19 protein-coding genes are annotated in these 21,974 nt (G+C 46.4%); 14 read left to right on the plus strand and 5 right to left on the minus strand.

The features are described from left to right. Positions 1 to 75: 75 nt before the first annotated feature. The 7 genes from AB4111_RS19605 to AB4111_RS19635 all read left to right on the plus strand — a co-directional run bounded on the left by AB4111_RS19605 (position 76) and on the right by AB4111_RS19635 (position 9,238). Positions 76 to 1,239, plus strand: coding sequence for a response regulator (locus tag AB4111_RS19605; RefSeq protein ID WP_442032872.1), 1,164 nt, complete (start codon positions 76 to 78; stop codon positions 1,237 to 1,239). Continuing rightward, positions 1,236 to 4,379, plus strand: a complete 3,144-nt coding sequence (locus AB4111_RS19610) for an ATP-binding protein (RefSeq protein WP_442032873.1) — start codon at positions 1,236 to 1,238, stop codon at positions 4,377 to 4,379. Before AB4111_RS19605 ends, AB4111_RS19610 begins: the two co-directional genes overlap by 4 nt. Before the next feature lie 168 nt (positions 4,380 to 4,547). Continuing rightward, a complete protein-coding gene (locus AB4111_RS19615; protein WP_442032874.1) occupies positions 4,548 to 5,867 on the plus strand; it encodes a sensor histidine kinase in 1,320 nt (439 codons plus the stop codon). Next, the gene (locus AB4111_RS19620) at positions 5,839 to 6,732 is read left to right on the plus strand and encodes a response regulator (RefSeq protein ID WP_442032875.1); all 894 of its coding nucleotides are present in this window, start codon (positions 5,839 to 5,841) and stop codon (positions 6,730 to 6,732) included. The genes AB4111_RS19615 and AB4111_RS19620 overlap by 29 nt, the downstream gene beginning before the upstream one ends. Positions 6,733 to 7,047: 315 nt before the next feature. Then, entirely contained in the window at positions 7,048 to 7,845 is a 798-nt protein-coding gene (locus AB4111_RS19625; RefSeq protein ID WP_442032876.1) for a transporter substrate-binding domain-containing protein, read from the plus strand. Positions 7,846 to 7,862: 17 nt separating this feature from the next. Next, positions 7,863 to 8,519, plus strand: a complete 657-nt coding sequence (locus AB4111_RS19630; protein ID WP_315938997.1) for an amino acid ABC transporter permease — start codon at positions 7,863 to 7,865, stop codon at positions 8,517 to 8,519. Next, entirely contained in the window at positions 8,516 to 9,238 is a 723-nt protein-coding gene (locus tag AB4111_RS19635) for an amino acid ABC transporter ATP-binding protein (RefSeq protein ID WP_315938998.1), read from the plus strand. The genes AB4111_RS19630 and AB4111_RS19635 overlap by 4 nt, the downstream gene beginning before the upstream one ends. A 91-nt stretch (positions 9,239 to 9,329) precedes the next feature. On the opposite strand, the gene AB4111_RS19640 is transcribed toward AB4111_RS19635, so the two are convergent. After that, positions 9,330 to 9,947: an NUDIX hydrolase gene (locus AB4111_RS19640; protein ID WP_442032877.1), complete on the minus strand. Its 618-nt coding sequence runs from the start codon at positions 9,945 to 9,947 to the stop codon at positions 9,330 to 9,332. Between the two features lie 148 nt (positions 9,948 to 10,095). On the opposite strand from AB4111_RS19640, the gene AB4111_RS19645 reads away from it, so the two are divergent. Next, positions 10,096 to 10,464, plus strand: coding sequence for a DUF4180 domain-containing protein (locus AB4111_RS19645; RefSeq protein WP_442032878.1), 369 nt, complete (start codon positions 10,096 to 10,098; stop codon positions 10,462 to 10,464). A 63-nt stretch (positions 10,465 to 10,527) separates the two neighbouring features. Continuing rightward, positions 10,528 to 11,652, plus strand: a complete 1,125-nt coding sequence (locus tag AB4111_RS19650) for an SGNH/GDSL hydrolase family protein (RefSeq protein WP_442033280.1) — start codon at positions 10,528 to 10,530, stop codon at positions 11,650 to 11,652. A 116-nt stretch (positions 11,653 to 11,768) separates the two neighbouring features. Here the strand turns inward: AB4111_RS19650 and AB4111_RS19655 are convergent, their stop codons facing one another. Next, entirely contained in the window at positions 11,769 to 12,329 is a 561-nt protein-coding gene (locus tag AB4111_RS19655; protein ID WP_442032879.1) for a dihydrofolate reductase family protein, read from the minus strand. Between the two features lie 75 nt (positions 12,330 to 12,404). Here AB4111_RS19655 and AB4111_RS19660 point away from each other — a divergent pair, with 75 nt between their 5' ends. The 4 genes from AB4111_RS19660 to AB4111_RS19675 all read left to right on the plus strand — a co-directional run bounded on the left by AB4111_RS19660 (position 12,405) and on the right by AB4111_RS19675 (position 15,572). Beyond that, positions 12,405 to 13,313 (plus strand): helix-turn-helix transcriptional regulator, encoded by a 909-nt coding sequence (locus AB4111_RS19660; RefSeq protein WP_442032880.1) that lies wholly within the window; start codon positions 12,405 to 12,407, stop codon positions 13,311 to 13,313. A 59-nt stretch (positions 13,314 to 13,372) separates the two neighbouring features. After that, positions 13,373 to 14,299 carry an oxidoreductase gene (locus AB4111_RS19665; RefSeq protein WP_442032881.1) on the plus strand — a complete coding sequence of 309 codons (927 nt, stop codon included), beginning with the start codon at positions 13,373 to 13,375 and terminating at the stop codon, positions 14,297 to 14,299. 266 nt (positions 14,300 to 14,565) lie between these two features. Beyond that, the gene (locus AB4111_RS19670; RefSeq protein WP_442032882.1) at positions 14,566 to 14,835 is read left to right on the plus strand and encodes a CD3324 family protein; all 270 of its coding nucleotides are present in this window, start codon (positions 14,566 to 14,568) and stop codon (positions 14,833 to 14,835) included. A gap of 188 nt (positions 14,836 to 15,023) precedes the next feature. Further along, positions 15,024 to 15,572 (plus strand): hypothetical protein, encoded by a 549-nt coding sequence (locus AB4111_RS19675; RefSeq protein WP_442032883.1) that lies wholly within the window; start codon positions 15,024 to 15,026, stop codon positions 15,570 to 15,572. A 79-nt stretch (positions 15,573 to 15,651) separates the two neighbouring features. On the opposite strand, the gene AB4111_RS19680 is transcribed toward AB4111_RS19675, so the two are convergent. Both AB4111_RS19680 and AB4111_RS19685 read right to left on the minus strand, forming a co-directional pair. Further along, positions 15,652 to 16,512, minus strand: a complete 861-nt coding sequence (locus AB4111_RS19680) for a GNAT family N-acetyltransferase (RefSeq protein ID WP_442032884.1) — start codon at positions 16,510 to 16,512, stop codon at positions 15,652 to 15,654. Positions 16,513 to 16,672: 160 nt separating this feature from the next. Then, on the minus strand, positions 16,673 to 18,514 hold the full coding sequence (locus AB4111_RS19685; RefSeq protein WP_442033281.1) for an AbfB domain-containing protein: 1,842 nt from the start codon (positions 18,512 to 18,514) through the stop codon (positions 16,673 to 16,675). 273 nt (positions 18,515 to 18,787) lie between these two features. Here AB4111_RS19685 and AB4111_RS19690 point away from each other — a divergent pair, with 273 nt between their 5' ends. Beyond that, positions 18,788 to 20,200 (plus strand): DKNYY domain-containing protein, encoded by a 1,413-nt coding sequence (locus AB4111_RS19690; protein ID WP_442032885.1) that lies wholly within the window; start codon positions 18,788 to 18,790, stop codon positions 20,198 to 20,200. A gap of 129 nt (positions 20,201 to 20,329) precedes the next feature. Here AB4111_RS19690 and AB4111_RS19695 read toward each other — a convergent pair whose 3' ends face one another. Continuing rightward, positions 20,330 to 21,775 (minus strand): DEAD/DEAH box helicase, encoded by a 1,446-nt coding sequence (locus AB4111_RS19695; protein WP_442032886.1) that lies wholly within the window; start codon positions 21,773 to 21,775, stop codon positions 20,330 to 20,332. Positions 21,776 to 21,974 lie beyond the last annotated feature (199 nt).

The raw sequence follows: 21,974 nt of genomic DNA on the forward strand, positions 1-21,974 counted from the left end.
CCATAATACTTAAAATGCCTATGATATAATAGTGAAAATAAATCTCAAGACCTCAGGGTCGAGGAGGAAGCTCCTGTGAAAGTGATATTGGTTGACGACGAACGTCTAGCGTTGATAGGCCTTCAAAAATCACTAGAAAAAGAAGTAAGCGGCATCCAAATTATTGCTACTTATATGAATCCAACAGAGGCTATGGCAGGTATTGTGGAGCACAGACCTGATGTTGTATTTCTGGATATCCACATGCCAGAGATGGATGGGATGGATCTGGGAAGACAGATTCAGGCGGCGACACCGGGCACCGAAATTATTTTTGTGACCAGTTACGATCAATATGCAGTTCATGCTTTCGAACTACAGGCATTGGACTACGTGATGAAGCCTATCCAAAAAGAACGATTGAAGCAGACGGTGATCCGTGTAAGAGAGAAACTGAGCGTTAAACGCGAGCAGCGGTCAAAGGATACAAATGTACCTTTAATTTGCTGCTTTAATCAGATTCAGTTTAAGCTTCCAGGAAAGGATATCCAGGTTGCCAAATGGCGTACAAGCAAGGCGCAGGAACTGTTTGCATACTTGCTTCACCACCGGAACCAGGTTATCCATCGCAGTGTTCTGCTGGAGCTTCTGTGGCCGGGAACGGAAGAGGAGAAGACGGCACACCAACTCTACACTGCGATTTATCATGTCCGTCAAACCCTGAAAACTTGCAATATGAATATGATCACGATTCAGAGTGGACACCTGGAGGCAGGTTATCGACTTGAATTGGGTGAGGCTCAGTTGGATAGTGAGCAGTGGGAACGGGAAATCAGGCAATGGAAAGTCGTAGACGAAAGTACCGTTCATGCCTATGAGCAAGCGCTTCATCTATATAAGGGTACCTATCTTGGCAATTATGAATACATGTGGGCTGAACCTGAGCGGGAAAGATTACGCTATCTGTGGCTGTATCATATGAGACAACTAAGTCTGTATTACCAGCAGCATGGACTGGCGGATAAAGTGATTGAGAGTACTCAACGTATCCAGCATATGCTTCCGGATGAAGAAGAAAGTTATTTTACGCTAATGAAGTTATATGATGAAATGCACAACGATCTCGGTGTGGAGGAGCAGTATCGCCTCTTAACCACCAGAATGGAGCAAGATTTGGAGATACCGATTAGTGAAGAGGTTTGCGAATGGTACAGGGACTGGAAGCTCGGGTTGATCAAGTCAGGACATCGTAACCAATGAACCTACGACAGACAAATCCCGTGAGACATTTCAAATATATGCTGATCCTGTCGATCATTTTAGCGGCATTGTTCGGCATGCGCTGGGTCTGGTCGCAGTTCTTCCCTGCCTTGGACAATTATCACGCTGTGAATGGTGTAGTTGATCTGCGAGGTGTCGATCTGGAGCAAGTCCCGGTCATGTATCTGAACGGAGAATGGGAACTATATTCGAATGAATTACTGACTGGCAAAGATACTGTGGATAGGGAAGGAATGCAGGCGGCGGATGTGGTCCAGGTTCCGGGAGATTGGAAAAATGCCGAGAACCGGGATCAGGAGAGTTCAGTTGGCTATGCCACATACCGATTGCGCATTTTGACGGATCCCCTTCAAACACCTGTGGCCTTCTGGTTCAAAAACATCCGAAGTTCATCCGAGATTGAACTCAATGGGGATATCACAGGTGGAATGGGGAAGGTGTCGGAGGATGTAGAAACGTATGTACCGAGAAGTGACTCGTATACGGCGACCTATGAACATAACGGAACCACCGAGATTGAATTACTCATTCGTGTAGCCAATTATGATAGCCCGTACTTAGGAGGAATCGGAAAACCCGTTCGCTTTGGTTCTCAAGCGGCGGTTGATTACGCACGTTGGTATTCCATCGGTTTTCAATTGTCCATTTTTCTCGTTTTACTACTTCATGGCATGTATGCCTGTATTCTGTTTGTGTTCAACCCCCAAGAGCGGGCCTTACTCGTCGCAGCTATTTTAACCTTATCTGTGGGCGTCGTGGTTATGGCTGGTCATGATAACATTCTGATGTTATGGCTCCCTATTAACTATACGTGGGGGATCAAGCTTCGTCTGATCTGTCTGCTGCTGCAAAATGCTTGTATTCTGCTGTTATTCCAGAGATTGACCTTGATACATATACGAACAAAAAGCCTTCAAATATGCATTGTCACGACAATAGCTTATATTGCTGTTATTCTGGCGGTGCCCATTCATGTTGTCTATGCCATGGTTCAGTACTCGCTTATCGATGTGTTCTTTCTCGTCTCTTCTCTCTGGTTCCTGTACATTGTAGGTGTCATGCTCTTTAGGAAACAGGCGGATCGGGATATGGTCTTTCTGCTCCTGACAGCTGGAGGCATCATATCCAATATGTTGTGGAGTACAAGTGAGACATCGAAAGATGTGACAACAGTCTATTATCCCATTGACATCATCTTTGCCATTACCGGTTTCTCCGCTTATTGGTTCAAGAAATACTTCAGGAATGTCAGGGAGAATATGAAGCTGAATACAGAACTGCAAAAGGGTGACAAAATTAAAGATCAGTTCTTGGCGAATACATCACATGAACTGAGGACTCCGCTGCACGGGATCATTAACATCGCTCATAACGTAGTCACCCGAGAGAAGAACAAGTTGGATGGACAGAGCCTGGAGGACATGGAACTGCTGATTACGATCGGTCGGCGGATGTCCCATCTCCTTGGTGATCTACTGGATGTAGTACGGCTGAAGGAACATCGTATTGTATTACGTCAGGCTCCTCTTTCCATACAGTCGGTTGTGCCAGGCATTATCGCCATGCTGCAATTCATGGCAGAACGCAAACCGGTCCACCTTCATATGAAGATTCCGGAATCGTTCCCGCTGGTCATGGCTGATGAAGAAAGGCTCGTTCAGATTTTGTATAATCTGCTACATAACGCGCTTAAACATACCGAGGAAGGAACGATATCCGTGAGTGCCGAAATTCGTGACGGACAGGCTCTGATTCATGTGACGGATACCGGCATTGGCATGGATGAGGACACGCGGATGCGCATTTTCCTTCCGTATGAACAAGGCTCATATGGAATAAGCGATGGACAAGGCATCGGGCTTGGACTGAACATTTGCAAAGAGCTCGTAGAATTGCACGGCGGGGCACTAACAGTTCACTCGGAACTCGGAAAGGGCTCGGTATTCAGCTTTAACCTGCCGCTCGCGAATGAAACCACCCATCAGGCTCAGTCACAACTTCCCCTGATATGGGAACAGGCCGCGGAGATGATGCAAGATGCACCTAGTGGATTCCTGTTACCCCGCCCAGGTATGGGGGACGCGGAAGCCATGGCGACAGCAGAGATGGCACCGTTGTTAAAAGAGGGGAAAGCCACCATTCTGGCTGTAGATGATGATCCGGTGAATCTGGATGTGCTGGTCAGCATTCTTTCGAATGAACCCTACACCATAACGACGGCCCAGTCGGGCCAGGAAGCGATGGAACTGCTGGGCACACGCCAGTGGGATCTGCTCATTACGGATGTGATGATGCCTAATATGTCAGGATATGAATTAACCCAGAAGGTGCGGGAACAATTCTCCATGTCAGAGCTTCCGGTGTTATTGTTAACTGCACGAAGCCAGCCGCCGGATATATATACCGGTTTTGCATCGGGGGCCAATGATTATGTCACGAAGCCTGTAGATGCGTTGGAGCTAAAATATCGGATACGTGCATTGACCATGTTAAATCAGTCTATCCAGGAGCGCTTACGCATGGAGGCCGCTTATTTGCAGGCTCAGATCCAGCCCCATTTCCTGTTCAATACGCTGAATTCACTTATGGTCCTAAGTGATATTGATACAGAGCATATGCGGAAGCTTGGTGAAGCTTTTTCATCCTATCTACGGATCAGCTTCAATTATCTCAATACAGGAGAACTGGTGAAATTATCATACGAGCTGGAACTCGTGGAAGCCTATCTTTATATTGAAAAAACACGATTTGAAGATCGATTGTCGGTGGTATTAAACGTAGAGCCGGACCATACGTTACTTCTCCCGCCGCTATCGATTCAACCCTTGATCGAAAATGCCGTAAGACACGGGTTATTAAGCCGAAATGTGGGTGGGACAGTATGCCTGTCCATTACTAGACATGAGGGTTATACCCGTATTGAGGTGAAGGATAATGGCAAAGGCATGGAACCGGAGAAGGTTGCAGAGCTGCTGCATGCTACGCCAGGTGGAAAAGGCGGAATAGGCATTGTGAATACGAACCGCAGATTGTTGCAACGGTATGGTCAGGGTTTATCGATCGTAAGTGAGCCGGGCGAGGGTACGATGGTTTCATTTGATATTCCGGATGAGGTATAAAGAAAAGGCCGTAGAAGTGAAGACTTCCGGCCTTTTTGTGTTGCGCTCATGTTCATTCCCTAATTTTAATTATTTCTAATGCATCTTTCATATGTTAGTATATTTAACATTAGAAGCGCGGATTCCGGCATTGGGCGCTAAACGTTGTTATAGTGGGTGAAGAGATCGATGCGCAATTGGGTCAAAAATGAGAATGTGCAGATGACGGCCATTGCCTTTGCCACAGCGGTAGGGGCGCAATTCAAGATAAATCCGTTCCGGGAAGATTACTTCCGAATCGGGCTGGGGGTTAGCATCCTTTTATTTCTGCTGATGATCATGCCACACTTGTCCTATCTGAAGACAGGAATCCTGACAGGCATCGCAAATTTGCTGTTTCAGTCGGCAGATCTCATCAATCATGTACAGACTGTATCCATCCTGGAAAGCATGCGGGACAATCTGGGGGCGGGCGTGTATTATGTGGTCTTTGCCTATGGTCTTAGCAAGTTCAGGCATCGATTCCATGAAATGCAGCCTCTTCTGCTCGGCGGGCTGATTACCTGTATCGACTTTTCCTCTAATCTTGTTGAGCTACTGCTTCGAGGCATGTTAAGTGGGACCAATATCTTTTATATGAAGGAATGGTTGTATCTGCTTGTGGTGGGCGGTCTGCGAAGTTATTTTGTGATTGGGCTCTACAACAGCTTTGCGGTGAGGCAGATGCGGCTTTTGCATGCAGAGCAGGAGAAACGGATGGAGCAGATGCTGAGTGTAAACTCAGGTCTGTATGGCGAGGTATTTTACTTGAAAAAAGCGATGAATACGATCGAAGGCATTACGGCAGACAGCTATGATCTATATCGAGATCTTCGAGAGCAGGAGATGAACCAATACAGTCAGCGCACACTGGGCATTGCTCAGCAGATTCATGAAGTGAAGAAGGATTCACAACGGATTCTCGCGGGTCTGGTGAAATTGTATGATAACGAAAAAGCGGTCAACATGAGCTTGTCCGAAGTACTGAACTTTGCCAGCAAAGCAAACCGAAAATATAGTGAGATGCTGCATAAGCAGGTGGAGATCGACATCGAGCAACAGTATGATTGTGAATCCCCGTATTACATTCCTCTTCTAACGGTCATGAACAATCTGATTGCTAATGCGGTAGAGGCGATTGAGTATGATGGGAAGGTTCGAATTCGTGTGTATGAGCAGGGAGATGACGTGCATTTGGTCGTGATGGATACTGGAAAAGGCGTACCTGAAGCCAAAAGGGATGTGATCTTCGAGCCGGGCTATACAACGAAGTTCAATGAAGTCGGCATTGCTGCAACAGGCATTGGCTTGTCTCATGTACGTGATATCGTTCAGTCATTGGAGGGACATATTAAGGTAGAATCGGCACTTCCGGAAGGGAAAGGGACTACATTTACTATAGCTATTCCCAAAATGAATCTAATCAAGGGGGGCGATGTCGATGACACTTTCTATCATGATCGTGGATGATGATGTGGTCAGCCGGAGCATGCTGCATGATATCATTGAATCCTGTGGAATCGGCGAGCTTGCGGGCATGGCAGAGGGCGGCATAGAAGGAGCGCGGATGATCATGGATCTGCGTCCAGATGTGGTGCTGATTGATCTGCTGATGCCCGATCAGGACGGAATTGAGACGGTTGCGAAACTGAAGCACAGCGGATATACCGGGAAATTTATCATGATCTCTCAGGTGGAGAACAAGGAGATGGTAGGGGCGGCCTACCAGAACGGGATTGAATTCTTCATTCATAAACCGATTAATCGGGTCGAAGTGGAGCATGTGCTCAGCAAAGTGAATGAACAGTGGAAGTACGAACGTTACGTGCTGGAGATTAAACAGTCGATGGCCCGATTGAATCTGGTGGAAGTGCCGGCCCCTGCCCAAGGTCGTACGGTGCGAGACGCGGCGAGAAGTATTCTAATGGATCTGGGGATCATCGGAGAAAGTGGTAGTAAGGATATTGTGGCCCTTATGGAATATGCAATTGATCAGAAGCGCGCTGGAGAGTGGCCGCCATTGAAGGAGTCGTATGAAGCAGTGGCCCGGACATACAAGTCTACGCCCAAGGACGTGGAGAAAGAGAGTAAGGCGATGGAACAACGTATTCGCAGAACGGTGATTGCCGCACTGACGAACATGGCCTCGATTGGACTCACCGATTATAGCAACCACAAGTTTGAGCACTATGCTCCCCTCTACTTCGACTTCCAGGATGTTCGAATGAAGATGAGAGCGATGGAAGAAGATCAGGCAGGCGACAAAGGCAAGGTTAATATCAAAAAGTTCCTGCATGTGTTCTATATGGAGACGATTGAAAAGATGAATAACTGAATAACTGAGATAGGGTATCTCATATCCAAAAGCCGAATTCCCGGAGGTAACACTTCACGGATGTTCGGTTTTTTTTGTTTTTAATGCTCGTCATTGTTATATAACATTACATAGAATGTCGAAATTAGATCTTTTATTAGCGCTTTTTGCGCGTTTAACTATCAAAAAACACTTCATGTTAATTTAAATTTCATGATTTGTAATTATTTTATGTAGGATCATGTAAGTTGGCGTAGGGAGCAAACTACAATACGTACATAAATACAAATGGTCGATTCGGTCGATCCCAATCTAATTCGGAAAAGGGGTTTTTCTATGAAAAAGGTAGCATCCATTGTAATGGCGTCCGTTCTTGCTCTAACACTTAGTGCCTGCGGTGCAGCGAAATCGGGTGAAGAGAATAGTGCCCAGTCGGCAAGTGGTTCAGCTGTTGAGAAATACACATTTGGTACCGATGCAACGTATCCCCCTTTTGAGTTCCAGAAGGACGGCAAATATGTAGGGATCGATATTGACCTCATGAACGCAATTGCGGAAGAAGAGGGCTTTGAGGTAGAGATCAAACCGATGGACTTCAAAGGCATTATTCCAGCGATTACAGCGAATCAGTTGGATGGGGCGATTGCAGGCATTAGCATTACAGACGAACGTAAAAAAGTCGTGGACTTCTCGGACCCGTATTATCAGGCCGGTCTGTCCTTAATCGTACATGAAGATAACGCGGACATCCAAAGTCCTGAAGATTTAAAAGGAAAAATTATTGCGATTAAAAAAGGAACCTCAGGTGCCAATCTTGCAGATGAATATGCAAAAACCTACGGGGCAACCGTGAAATATTTTGATGACAGTCCATCGATGTATCAGGAAGTCGCGAACAAAAACGCAGATGCTACACTGGAGGATTTCCCCGTCATCTCCTATAAGATCGCCATCGATCCAAACGCCAAACTCAAAATCGTTGGAGACCGATTGAACGGTGACTTCTACGGCATTGCTGTTGCCAAAGGTGATGCGGAGTTGCAGAAGAAGATTAATGATGGATTGAAGAAATTGCAGGAAAACGGAAAGTACGACGAGATTGTTGGCAACTATCTGGGAACAACGGCTAAATAGAAGGGAATGTGGTACGGATGGACTCCTCCTTGCAAGTCATAATAGACGCACTGCCTCTTCTGCTGGAGGGAACAGTGGTTACGTTGAAACTAGTCGTGATCTCGCTCATCATTGCGATGGTGATCGGATTGATCTCAGGTCTGATGAGCACTTCTTTGAATCGAGTGTTGCGGCTGGTAGCCACACTTTACGTGGATATCATCCGTGGCACACCCCTTCTGGTACAGGTATATTTCATCTACTTCGGGCTGCCTGTGTTCCTGGATATGCGCATTCCGGCGATGACCGCAGGCATCATTGCAATTAGTCTGAATGCCGGCGCGTACATCTCGGAGATTTTCCGAGCGGGGATTAATTCCATTAGCAACGGGCAGCATGAGGCGGCTCGATCCTTGGGTTTAACTCGTTTTCAGACGATGAGACTGGTCGTGTTACCTCAAGCAACCCGGCGCATGATTCCTACCTTTGTGAACCAGTTCATTATTACAATTAAGGATACATCGCTGCTGTCTGCAATTGGTATCGCAGAATTAACGCAGAGTGGGGAGATTATCATTTCCTCCAACTTCCGGGCATTCGAAATCTGGGGTGTGGTGGGCATATTTTATCTAATCATCATTGTTCTATTGTCCCGGGTTTCCCGGTTCATTGAGAGGAGGTATGCGATCCGATGATTACCGTACAGAACCTGAAAAAGCAGTTTGGTGCCAATGAGGTATTGAAGGACATTTCGACAACGATTCAGGAGAAAGAGGTTGTATGCGTCATCGGGCCTTCCGGGTCTGGTAAAAGTACGTTTTTGCGCTGTCTCAATCTGCTGGAGGGTGTGACGTCCGGGAAGGTGACGATCGGGGATGTCGAGGTCACTTCACCTAAGACGGATATCGATCAGTTGCGAACTAATGTGGGCATGGTGTTCCAGCAGTTCAACCTCTTCCCGCATCTGACCGTGCTAGAGAATATCATGCTCGCGCCGAAGCATATCAAGAAACTGAGCAAAGCCGAGAATGAGAAAAAATCAATGGAACTGCTTGGCAAGGTCGGGCTATCTCAGAAGAGGGATGCTTATCCCGAGCAGTTGTCAGGTGGGCAACAACAGCGTGTGGCCATCGCGCGTGCACTCGCCATGAACCCAAGTGTGATGCTGTTCGATGAGCCTACGTCTGCACTGGACCCGGAGATGGTTGGAGAAGTGCTGCAAGTCATGAAAGACCTCGCTCACGAGGGAATCACGATGATTGTTGTTACGCATGAAATGGGCTTCGCCCGTGAGGTGGCGGACCGTGTGATCTTTATGGATGGCGGATATATTGTGGAGGAAGGCACGCCTGAAGAGCTCTTTCAGAATACCCGGCATGACCGGACCAAGGCATTTCTGGGTAAGGTTTTATAGTCTATCAAAGTGATAACCCCTTATGGCAAACCGTGTACTAAATACATCAGATATGATGAACTTAGGTCGGGAAGCTGAAGGGGCTATTATTTTAATCCAGAATTACTTCTTTATCTGGTTGTTCAAGAAATTCAAACATGATTTTAATTTGTTCCAACGTATTTCTCTCCAATGATAATTCAGGTAAAGCGTCGATAGCAAAAAAATCAACTGCGCTGGTTTCTACACCTGTTTCCGCATGCCCTCCCACAATGTCACAGCGAATAAACATTTTATATACGTGATAAGGCTCAGGTGGGTGTCCATGGAATTTTTTATCCAATACGGCTAACAACCGCATCGGCACAACATCAAAACCGGATTCTTCTTTAATTTCTTTCACCGCTACTTCTGATGGTGAGAGGCCGATGTCACTCCATCCCCCTGGTAATGCCCATGCCCCATCTATGTTCTCTCGAACCAAAAGTACTTTGTCTTCCCTGAAAACAACACCGCGAATATCGACTTTAGGCGTTGCGTAACCTGAATCACTTGCAAATGTAAGTGATATTTTCTCTTTGTTAACAGAAGTGTAGTTGCTTAAGATATCAATACTAATGCGTCTCAATTCCTCATAACGCTCGATATCATAAACATCCTTAGCATAGGTTAAACCTGTTTGTGAGATAGCCTGAATCTGTTTTGCCCATTCTAGCCACTTTGTGTCCATGGACTCCTCTTTTCTTCGCAAATCATGAGATTTAGTTTGGTTAGGAAATAAATCCATTATATCATACGAATTACAGTCTATAATGATTGCTTTTTATTGTAGAACTGCGAGATATTATTAAGAAACGATGTCCAGAGGAGAAAGTGAGATGAACATAACTATAGATCAACAAGGTAATTCCAAGGTCGCCATTATTGAAAGTAATCGCATCGTCATCAACAATACTCAAGATGCACTGGATTTGATGGCTTCGATAAGATATACCGATGATGCTGACAAGCTTATTATCGACAAATCGAACATCACGGAAGAGTTCTTCGAACTGAAAACCAAGCTTGCAGGCGAGATTTTGCAGAAATACGTGAACTATCATGTTAAGCTTGCTATTGTGGGAGATTTTGAAGGATATAACAGCAAGAGCCTGAGAGATTTCATCTATGAGTGCAACAATGGCGAGCATTTTTTCTTTTTGAAAAACAAAGAGGAAGCGCTTCAGAAGTTGCATAATATCAGTTAAACGCACATCCGAAGCATGTAGAGAGCCTGCTTATAATCTGAGTCAAACGTAGGAGGTTGCATGGTGATATCTAATAAGAATTTAAAGGTAACTGCTCTGCCTGAGATCGGAAATCTCAAGGTGCATGGCAGAACAAACGGAGAGTTGTCGCCGTTGACGTTATTTTGGACGGGAAGTGCGGTTGAACTCAATGTACAGGGCTCCGAACTATGGGTTGAGGTGGAGTCGCAGTATGACATGTATGAGTCATGGATCAGCATTCTGATCAACGGTGTTCCGGTGAGCAGACAGATGTTAACCTCGGGAAGGTACTGGATCTGTGTATTCCGGGGCATGAACGCGAATGTGGTGAAGAATGTTCGGATTATTAAGGATATTCAAGCGATGAGTGGTGACCCGGGTTGTTCCTTGCAGATTCATGCGGTGAAATCCGATGGAGCGTTCCTGCCTGTGCAAGAAAAACCGTACAAGATCGAGTTTATCGGTGACAGCATTACATCTGGCGAAGGTGCGATTGGGGCTAAAGCGGAGGAAGATTGGATTCCAATGTGGTTTAGTGCCATACATAACTATACGTATATGACAGCAGAGGCATTGAATGCAGAATACCGGGTTATTTCGCAAAGTGGCTGGGGTGTGCTGACAAGCTGGGATAACAATCCGAAGGGGAACATCCCCGATGTGTACGAACAGGTCTGTGGCCTGCTTGCTGGTGAACGTAACGAAGCGTTAGGTGCAGGAAATCCCCATGATTTTAGTTCGTGGCAACCGAATGTAGTGGTTGTGAACTTGGGTAGCAATGATGGAGGTGCGTTTCAGTCACCTGAGTGGAAAGACCCTGACACCGGCAAGGTGTACAAGCAGCGGCTGAACGAAGATGGTACGTATCATGAAGAAGATCTGGCCGCTTTTGAGAAAGCGGTAGAACAGTTCCTGTTCAAACTTCGGAAAAACAATCCGGCCGCACATCTCGTATGGGCTTATGGCATGCTTGGTTTTCCCATGATGCCTGCCATTTACCGTGGGGTTAATGCATATATGAAGGGGACAGGAGACCGCAAGGTCTCAATCATTCAGCTTCCTGATACAACCGAAGAGACGGTAGGGGCGCGCACCCATCCAGGCGAGTTATCTCACCGCAGGACGGCAGAGGTATTAGCGGAATATGTACGAGGCATGTTAGGATAGCTTGAAACATGGGAATGAAAAGACCACTCTTTCATGAATTGTACCCCAATGGTTAGATGTGTCTCGCTTAATGGGGTTCCTTCATCATAAGAATGGTCTTTTTCTTTTCTTCTTATCTACACATTTGAGGGTGTGTCCACTGCATTGCTGTTCTGTACCTCATAACGAATCGAAATGATCTGTCCGAGCGTCTGAGTTCGGACCATTTTGAATTGACTTGGCACAGTGCCTGTCGGGAATAAAGGGATGCCTTCACCAAGAATTTTCGGAATGATGGCGACTTCAATCTCATCCAGTAATTTTTTGGCTAAGACAGCTCCAACCAATATGCCTCCACCCACAATCCACACGTCTCCATCAGAATTCTGCTTTAATCGAGGGATGAGTGTATCTACCGTCTCGGTTGTAAACTGTACATGAGGAGCGGCCGGCTGTTCTGAGCGGGATAGCACATACGTTGGGCGATCCGCATAGGGGAATTCTTCAGAAAGTGTGAGCACCTCCTCATACGTATTACGTCCCATAACGACGCTACCGATCGTCTGATAAAAGGCGGCATACCCGTTGTCTCCACCATCACCCTCCACGTCAAATAACCAATCTACCGAACCGTCCAGTCTTGCGATATATCCATCCAGACTCATAGCAATGTACAAAATGGTTTTGTTATTGTTCATAGTAATCGCTCCCTTCTACAATGTATGATACACTTTAACTATGACAAAAGTTGACGTAGTTAGGATGTTGAATATATGAATAATCGGAAACTGGCTATCATGCGACTGATGGATTCCAGACAGAAGTTTACAGCCCGGGAACTGGCAGAACGGTTTAACGTATCGGTACGTACGATCCAGCGAGATCTGGATGCATTGCAGGCACTGGGTTTCCCTTTGTACACCGAAGTTGGTGTTAACGGGGGATATCGGGTGTTGCCCAATCGGATCTTGCCACCTCTTCAACTGACACAGCAGGAGGCGTTAGGACTATTTATGATGCTGGAGTATCTACAGCAAGTCCCGGATTTTCCGTACGGTTCCATGCGTGAACATCTGGCTGAACAGTATTTCTCCACTTTGCCTGAGGATGTACAGGACCTCATTATGCGGATGAGAGAGCATATCACTTTTGTCCAGCATCCCGGTGAGCATGCCGAGCCTTTAACAACCGAGATATTGGGTGCAGCGGTGGAAAAGAGAGAAATCCAGTTTATGTATCATGCCCGCAATGGTCATAAAAAAGTCCGAGTCTTTCCCTATGGCATCTACTATGGGCAGGGGTATTGGTACATGCCAGCACGAAATAAGGATCGCGTGTTGTTGTATCGGGTGGATCGAATGCAGCAGTTGGCTGTGATGGAATCGGTTGATGAATCTGTTCCGAGTCTGAAGGCATGGCTAGATGCCAAAGAAGACAGAGCAAGCGTAGAGGTGGTACTGCATTTCACGGAATTTGGAGCAAGGATGGCCGCGTCAGATGTGTTGTTCAAGTCGGTTCAAGGCAACGAGTGGCGTGGAATGGTTCCGCCCGAGGAGTTTTCTTTTACAGCGAGAAAGTTACTCTCCTATGGCCCGGAAGTGAAAGTGATCTCGCCCACTGAATTGAAGCAACAGGTTAGAGAGTTACTCGAACGGAGCATAAGCCAGTATGGCAGGGGATAAAAGCTATATACGCTCGATATTTGGGTATTAAGAAAAAGATAAGAGAGGTGTGTAGAGATATGAGCAAAGTGTGGACTAAAGACATCATCCCAACTGTATCCAATAAAGTAGTGATTGTGACAGGTTCGAACGGTGGGTTAGGGTATGAAACGGCATTAGCGTTAGCTGAAAAAGGCGCGAAAGTTATCCTTGCCGTTCGTAATGTGGAAAAAGGTGAAAAGGCAGCTAACCAGATAAAGTCGTCTGTACATGTAGCGGGAGAGGTCATCGTTATGCATCTTGACCTTAGTGATTTAGCCAGTATCCGTAAGTTCGCAGCCGCGTTTCTTGAGCAATACGATTCCTTGTCCATTCTCGTTAATAATGCAGGCATTATGAATCCTCCATTCCAGTTGACGAAGGATGGCTTTGAGTTGCAGTTTGGTAGCAATCATCTAGGCCATTTTGCGCTTACGGGCCTGCTGTTGCCCCGATTGATTTCTACTCCAAAATCGAGAGTGGTTACTCTAAGCAGTTTGGCAGCTGGTAATGGCGCAATTGATTTTAATAATTTGGATGGCTCCAAAGGATATGCTCCTATGAAGTTCTACAGTCAAAGCAAGCTGGCCAATCTGATGTTTGCAAGAGAACTGCAGAATAAGTTTAATTCCGCCCATATGGATTCTATGAGTATCGCCGCTCATCCAGGAATTTCGAATACCAATCTGTTCTCCTTCGGTTCGGGGAAACAGGCGAATATATTCATGCGGAGTCTTCTGAAAATCGTTAGTCAACCTGCACATATGGGAGCCTTACCTACCTTGTACGCTGCAACAGATCCGACGATTACGGGAGGAGAGTATATTGCTCCTAGCGGTATTGGCGGCACTAAGGGCTATCCCAAGAGCGCTAAGATTATTGAAAAATTATATGATGCTAACATTTCAAACAAGCTATGGAGCGTTTCAGAAGAATTAACAGGGGTTTATTACCAATTTGACGTGTAGATTTTGCCATTAAGATAATTATTCCTTATTATGGTATAGATAGTTGAAGTTCTTCAGCACGAATATGATTGAATGGGGGGCTACCATGATTCGATTCATAAGAAGTTTCACGATTCGCTCTATGCAGAGTCCATGCGATGAACAACGGCGGTTGTTTGCATAGAGCTTGAAATTCTTTTCCGCCATACCATTGTAGTGCATATCCAATGCGTTCATTGTACGACTCTGCTGCCTTAAAATTTTTAACTTTTAAGGAGTGGAGTAACGTGAAATATATTAATGCCGATACCATCTTCCCGGAAGAATTGCTCCGAGAAATACAGCGTCATATCCCTGGAGGCTTGATCTATATTCCGCGGCCCAAGGATGCCCATAAGAAGTGGGGCGAGAACTCGGGCGGCCGAAAGATTATTCAGGAACGGAACGTTGAAATCCGCCAGCTTTTTGCTGCGGGAGCGACCATTGATCAGCTTGCAGATCAATACTGTTTATCCGTGGATAGCATTAAGAAAATTGTATATTGCAAAAAGGGATGAAACTATAGAAGCTACGTTCGAGCCATCGAATGTGGCTTTTTTCCTGTAAAGAAGAATAAAGAATGGTTATGAAGGATTCTTTATATATTCGGGGCTGGTGATATTGCTTACAATTCATTTGACGGTGCAAGGATACGTGAGGGAGTTTTTGAAATACGTTTTCAAATTATCTGACAGGGTTGGTGAATATGAATATAGAAGTGAAATTAACGAATAAGGACGAGGCGTATGTGATTAAAAATATGTACCCGCTATATCTTCATGATCTATCCGGTCATTACGGTCTAGGTGGAGAGCATAGCCCAAATGAACACGGCATTTTCGAACCAAGTCCTGATTATAAAACGTTACAGGATCAGTATGATGTACAGAGCATATGGTGGGAAAAACCGGAGTGCCTTTATCCGTTCCTAATGAGTGTGGATGGTAGACCGGCAGGTTTTGCGTTCGTAGCCACGCCGCCATATTGCTCACAAGGAATAGATTTCTTCGTACATGATTTCTTTCTGATGCAGCCGTTTCGAGGGGTAGGCGTGGCTGAACACGCAGCGTCGACAATCTTCGGAAGGTTTAGAGGGAGTTGGGAGTTGTTCACCAATCCATCGGAGAACAATAAGATCGGCCAATCTTTCTGGCGGAAAACAGTGGCTAATTATACCGAAGGTAACTATCGGGAAATGTACGGGCAAACGTTCGATGGCTATAAATTAATTTTCCAATTCTCCAATCATCTCTGAAGGTAAATATACGGATCTGTATCACGTAAAAGAGAGAGAACGTCTCCCTTTGCGGAAAACGCTCTCTCTCCATTGTCTTTTACAAAAGACCGCTGAAATAGTGATACTCAGAATTCACTTCAAAACCAACACTGCGGTATAAGTTCAAAGCACGTTCGTTCTCAGTAACAACGGATAGGCGAATATCTGTATAGTGTTGTTTCCTTAGGAGATTCACCAGAATATGAAGCACGGTGCGTCCTATTTTCCGTCCCTGATAAGCAGGCAAGATGCAAAAGTTATGAATAAATGCGGTTGTTGCATTAATGGAGTTGACCCGTACCAGCCCAACAGGCTGTTGATCATGCCATGCAATATAGGTAACTCGGCTGGGTTCATTCGTTTGCATAAAGTAATTGCGTGTCCAGTCCTCCGAATCTCCAAAAGCCTGGGATGTGCAAGTGACCATGAACTCCATATCCTTGGCTTCTGCTACGGACAACGTTAGTTCAGGCGATGCCACAACCTCAACGACTTGATTCACAAGTTGCATCGAATACTCCGCACGATCATAAATGGTTCCAAGGGACTGGGCAGTAAGAACACCCGAGGATAAGCCCTGAGGAACGCGATAACTGAGTTGGTTAATCCCCTGTGGTTTCATGTCCAGGATGGCCCGTTTTAGTAGGCTGGTGAACACACCTTGGCGACGATAATGCGGATGTACGATGGCATTAATATTCCCGGTTACGCCGTCAGAATTATACCAACTGAGGAGTCCTGCCAAATCACCGTCACGATAACAGAGGAGCGCGTGGTCTCCGTCTTTTTGGCTAATATGATCAAGGTCTGCCTTTAGATGCACGGAATCGAGCTGTTTACATTGTTGTTCGAGCAAAATAATAGCATCAATCTGTTCCTTGGAGTCATAGACCATGGGTACGACTTGATAAATTGACATAGCTTTCACACCTTCATTGTTGAAAGAAACGCGCAGTTATTGGACCCGTAGGCGCTATCCTTCGAGAGTTGGTCCATTTGTAATTTTGATCATCATCATTATCGCCTCCAAATCACTTCCCGATGACTATAACATAATCTATGATGCAGATGACACCTAATTAGAAATTGGTTCGCCCAAACGTGGCATCACTCTTCGTCGTTGAGCTGCTGGCTGCATTGATGGCGTCCAACTGTAACACATAATCATAATGCCGGATGTAATAGCCGGGCTGACTGTACGATTGAAGGGATACTTTGGTGCTGTCAGCCCAACCGGGGCTGCTCAGGAACGTAGCATCTCTCTTGTAGGTAGCGGTGTCGGCGTAGGCTTCAAGTACAATTTTGTTGCTGGCATTACGCTTCAGAAAGTAGCCTGGGAAGTTAATGGACTCCAGTGATATTCCTGTGGAACTCGCTAGACCCGGTACAACGCGGAACTGGGAGTCCAGCGCAGGAGAGACATTAGCGTCAATTCGTGCGATGTAGTTGGCGTGACGGATGTATCGATCCGGAACGTTGTGTGAACTGAAGCGGCTGTACCCTGTGGCTTCCGGTGTGGCTGGACCCAACATTTTGACCTCATGCAGGGTTGGGGTGTACCAGTTCCCCGGATTATTCCACAAGACCGCGTTCACCATATTAATTCGTACATAACGTGCGGTGAAATGCACAGCGTCCGTGGTGAAACCATAGGTCAGATTATTGGTGCGATCCAAGGTGGAGTAATTGACACCATCGTTGCTAATCTCGATTTTATATTTGTAGTACCCCTCGGAACCTTTATACATAAACCAGGAAGTATCAATCTCCGTGATCGTCTTCGGTGCGCCGAAGTCCACCTGCCACCAGGCAGGCCAGCTATTGGAGGAAGCTACCCAAGACGTCTGGTAGTTACCGTCATTGACGTTGGATGCGGATGAGCCGGAGACTGTGGAGATGGCGGTAGCTGTTTTGCCTTGTGCATGGTTGACGAGAGCAGGTGGGGTTACGATGCCTGTCGCTGCGTCGATGTTCCACGTTGTATACCACTCCAGTGATGCTGTTCCGTTCGAATCATTCAAGGTTAGCGGCAGCCAAATATGTTTGTGCTCTCCAATGCTCATGGGGTTCCAGCGGTCTGCCATATAGATGTAGGATGTGGTGTTGCTGCCTGTAATCGTGGCAATATCATGGATCTGCGAACCGAAGGCAGATGGATTGCCATATGGTGTAAGTGCAGTCCACGGGCCCGCCATGGAAGTTGCTGTAGCATAAGCCCCCTGATTCGGATACCAGCCAGCGGCTTGGGAGGTGAAGAGGTAGTAACGGTTTCCTTTTTTCACAACGGCAGGTGCTTCGCGGTAGGCATTCTCAAACAGCCAGCCTTCGAAGGATTGTATTCCAGTGTAACTTGCATTCATTTTGAAAATAGCCATCGTATCATTGGCACCGCCATTCTTGCGTGAAGCAGTAACCAGATAACCTGTGCCATCTGTATCAACAAAGACGGTCATGTCACGGGATTCATAATTGAGTGGGCGGAAGCTGCCCTCATAGGTGAATTTGCCATTCGGGGTATTGCTTGTTGCGACCGCTACACGCCCGAGGTTGTAGTCCGTACCGTTCTCATAGTGTGCCCAGAGCACATACTGGTTGGTGGAGGCATTATAGATAACTTTGGGGCGCTCGATTTTGCTGGAGGCCAGCTCGGTTGCGGAATCTTTCGTTAGTATGGCGTTGCTGAAAGTCCAGTTCTTCAGATCCGTGGAGGTATAGACGTTCACACTGTCGAACCTGGCGCCCACCGCATGTTCACCGTACAGATAATACGTCGAGCCTACCTGCAGAATGTTGCCGCTGTTCGCATGAATGGGATTGCCTGCGGTGTCGAGCCAATCGGTGCCATTGGTTATCGTGACACTTGCTGCGCTTGTTCGTTCAGGATGAAGTCCAAACAGGGTGAACGTGAGTGCAAAGACCAGAAACCAAACCGCTTTCCTGTTACCCGTGACATACACCTCCCGGAAGATATGCAACTGAAATATAACGCTTTCATTTATATTTTAGTTGGACTAGACTCTTTTTCAAGTGAACAATTCGTCCATTACTGAACAAATCTTCATCTCTTCGGGGTTGAGCGGTGAGAGCAAGGGAATTGTCCTTAAATATCATGTGCGATGATGTGGAGAGAACCAGATGTACGCGCTAAAATGAGGAGAGACTGATTTCACAACAGGGTTGGAGGGTGAACCGTCATGGAAAAGTTTATTGTAGATGAAGACCTTCAGGTGATACTGCAAAATGAAGAAGATGGAACCAGCACCCCGATTAAGGGTGGCATTACCGCTCAGGATTTTGAGGTCATCTCTACTTATCCAAAGGGGTGGCTGACTTTCGCCTATCTTCGGGATCGTCAGGGAATATGGTGGTTCAATGCCCGCAAGAACAAGGCGAGTTTATTCAGCCGGGATACGGAGGCTTTTCGTGTAATTGATGAAGATTACTGTTGTGACTCGCGATATGTCTATCTGGAAGATCAGGTCGTGCCTGACTCCGATCCGCCCAGCTTTCGGCTGCTACCGGATACGCCCTACTTCGCTCAGGACCAACGTTATTTATATGTGAAGAGCAGCACACATTTTTATCTATTTGAGGATATTGATACGAATGCTGTGATTGCTCATCACGATTATTGTACCGATAAGGACCATCTGTTCCATCTGTCCAGTTCTCTTCGCTATGCGAATGGGGAAAAGGATGAGGTGAGAGAATGGTTCCGTGAACATCATTCGGACGTACCTGGCTGGTGGCATTCGCATTATGCCCATAGTGCTGAGGGGGCTACGCAGATCACAGGGAATTGGGTTGAGACTGCGTCGTCCATTTTTTATAAAACCGAATGGGGCGGTACGGCTCATCGGGAAGCGAAGGAAGTGTACAATCTCGTTCGGGATGTGCATAGGTCTACCTTTGAACCGCTGGATGGACAGTTTGCACGGGACCGGGAACGTGTTTATTTTCAGTGGCGCACTGTAAAAGGAGCAGATCCAGATACTTTCCAGCCACTAGGGGGACCCTTCGGTCGTGATGACAATCATGTGTATTACAACGGTTACCGTGTGGAAGGAGCTGACGCTCGGCAGTTTGAAACTTATGCCGGGACGGAACATCTTGGACTTTCCAAGGATCTGCAACATGTGTATCGTGCTGAGGTTGCTCGGACAAGTCAGCCTTTTGGTCATCCAGACGATGTGCTTCAGATGATTAAGGGGGCAGACGCATCAACATTTGAATTAATAACACCTTCTGGGAGCTGGGCAGTGGATGCCGATCATGTATATCTATGGGGAAAACCGAATAAACATATCGATCGTGCCACCTTTACACATCTATTCGATGCCTATCCCCAGAGCTGGGCTATGGATCAGAAGGGTCTGTATAATGCCAATGGCAACCGCACGGTTAAGGGCGTGAACGGCAGTACATTTGTGATGCTGAATAAATATTGGGGCAATGATGACCGTGTGGTGTTCAGCTTCGTGACGGGAAGTGTATATAAGTCGGGGGACGCAGCGACGTTTCAAGTTACGGATGATAATGGGGGCGCCGAAGATGCGCTATTTCGGTATGCGGTGGAAGGCGGTACAGTACGGAAAAAGAAGAGGTGAATTGAGCAGTAAGAAAGTTCTAGAACAGTAGAGTCATACATCGAAAAGAGAGAAAAAAGGGATGGCAGACTTAGAAAAGAGTCCACTATCCCTGTTTGAATTCCTATTTATTTGGCGACATTCACCAATCTATTTATGACCTTTACGAACCTTGAGCTGCATCTTTTTGATCGTTGTATTCTGCATAAGCTCCAATACGATTGGGCCTTTGCCATTCAGAATCTCCACATCTGTTACATTGTCTTGAATGGTAATGATCCCGATGTCGTCAGCCGTAACGCCTTCAAGCTTGGCGATGGTACCGACAAAGTCTACGGCACGAAGTTTCTTCTTCTTGCCTCCGTTGAAGTTCAGCTTCATGATCTGTTGGTTCAACTGTTCACGCTTGTCCTTTTTACGTTCAGGCACGATCTTCAATCGCTTCTCAAAATCTTCTCTGCGGCGATCTACAGCTTCCTCGGAAGGAGCTTTCACAACAGGAATTTCGAAACCGATATAGGATTCAATCTCGGCCAGCCGTCGGCCATCTTTCGGTGTAATCAACGTAATGGCTTTACCTGTTTTGCCTGCGCGACCCGTACGGCCTGTACGGTGAACATATCCCTCTTTTTCCAAAGGAATATCGTAGTTGATGACATGAGTGATATTGGTGATATCAATACCACGTGCGGCTACATCCGTCGCGATCAGATAACGGAATTGTCCCCGTCTGAAGGCGTTCATGACTTCGATCCGCTCATCCTGCTCCATGCCACCATGGATACGATCTGCTGGATAGTCCAGGTCAGCCATGACCCGGAACAGTTTATCTACATTCTCCTGCGTACGGCAGAACACGATGCAGCTATCCGGATTTTCCACAATGAACAAGTCCTGAAGCAGCGCGGTTTTGTTCACTTCTGGCACATGAATCACAGCATGTTCGATGGTGGCTGTAGTCAGTCCACTTGCTTTGATCTCGATTTCCACCGGTTTGTTCATGTATTTGCGTGACAGCTTGGCTACATCTTCAGGGAACGTAGCCGAGAACAGCATCGTTACTCGCTCCTGCGGTAGTTTCTGAATAATCGCTTGCACCGTCTCGATGAAGCCCATATTTAACATCTCATCGGCCTCGTCAATGACAAGGTATGCAATCCGTTCGAGTGGCAGCGTGCCGCGTTCGATATGATCCAGTACCCGACCTGGTGTACCTACAGCGACATGTGTTCTTTGTTTCAACTCGGCTTTTTGGATGTGAAAAGGGGACTGTCCGTATAGTGCGGTTGCTTTAATACGCTTAAAGCGGCCGATATTTGTAATATCTTCGTTAACCTGCAAAGCCAGTTCCCGGGTTGGTGTAAGAATCAGAGCCTGTGGCTTATTCTCATTCCAATCCACCAGCTCGCAGAGCGGAATGCCGTAGGCAGCTGTTTTACCGCTACCCGTCTGTGATTTCACCACAAGATCCTGATTCTCCAGTGCTACCGGTATAACTTTAGTTTGAACCTCGGTTGGTGTCTCATAGCCCAGACTGTCCAGTGCTTTTACGATCTCTTCACCAAGTCCATAATCTTTAAATTGTTGCTCGCTCATCGTTTACCTCTTTTGCGTTAGTTTTTGTACAATTATTGCACCGTACATTTATCGTATACCTCTTCATTATACTCTATATGCAGGCAGGCTAACGGAGGAAATGCATCAAGTGGTTAAATTGTTTAGATCCAATACGATATGAAGAGTAAAGGTGTTGCTGTTCGTAGGTGTATCATAACGTTCCACGTGAAACGAAATG

The sequence above is a fragment of the Paenibacillus sp. 2KB_22 genome, assembly GCF_052115745.1.
GTDB lineage: Bacteria > Bacillota > Bacilli > Paenibacillales > Paenibacillaceae > Paenibacillus.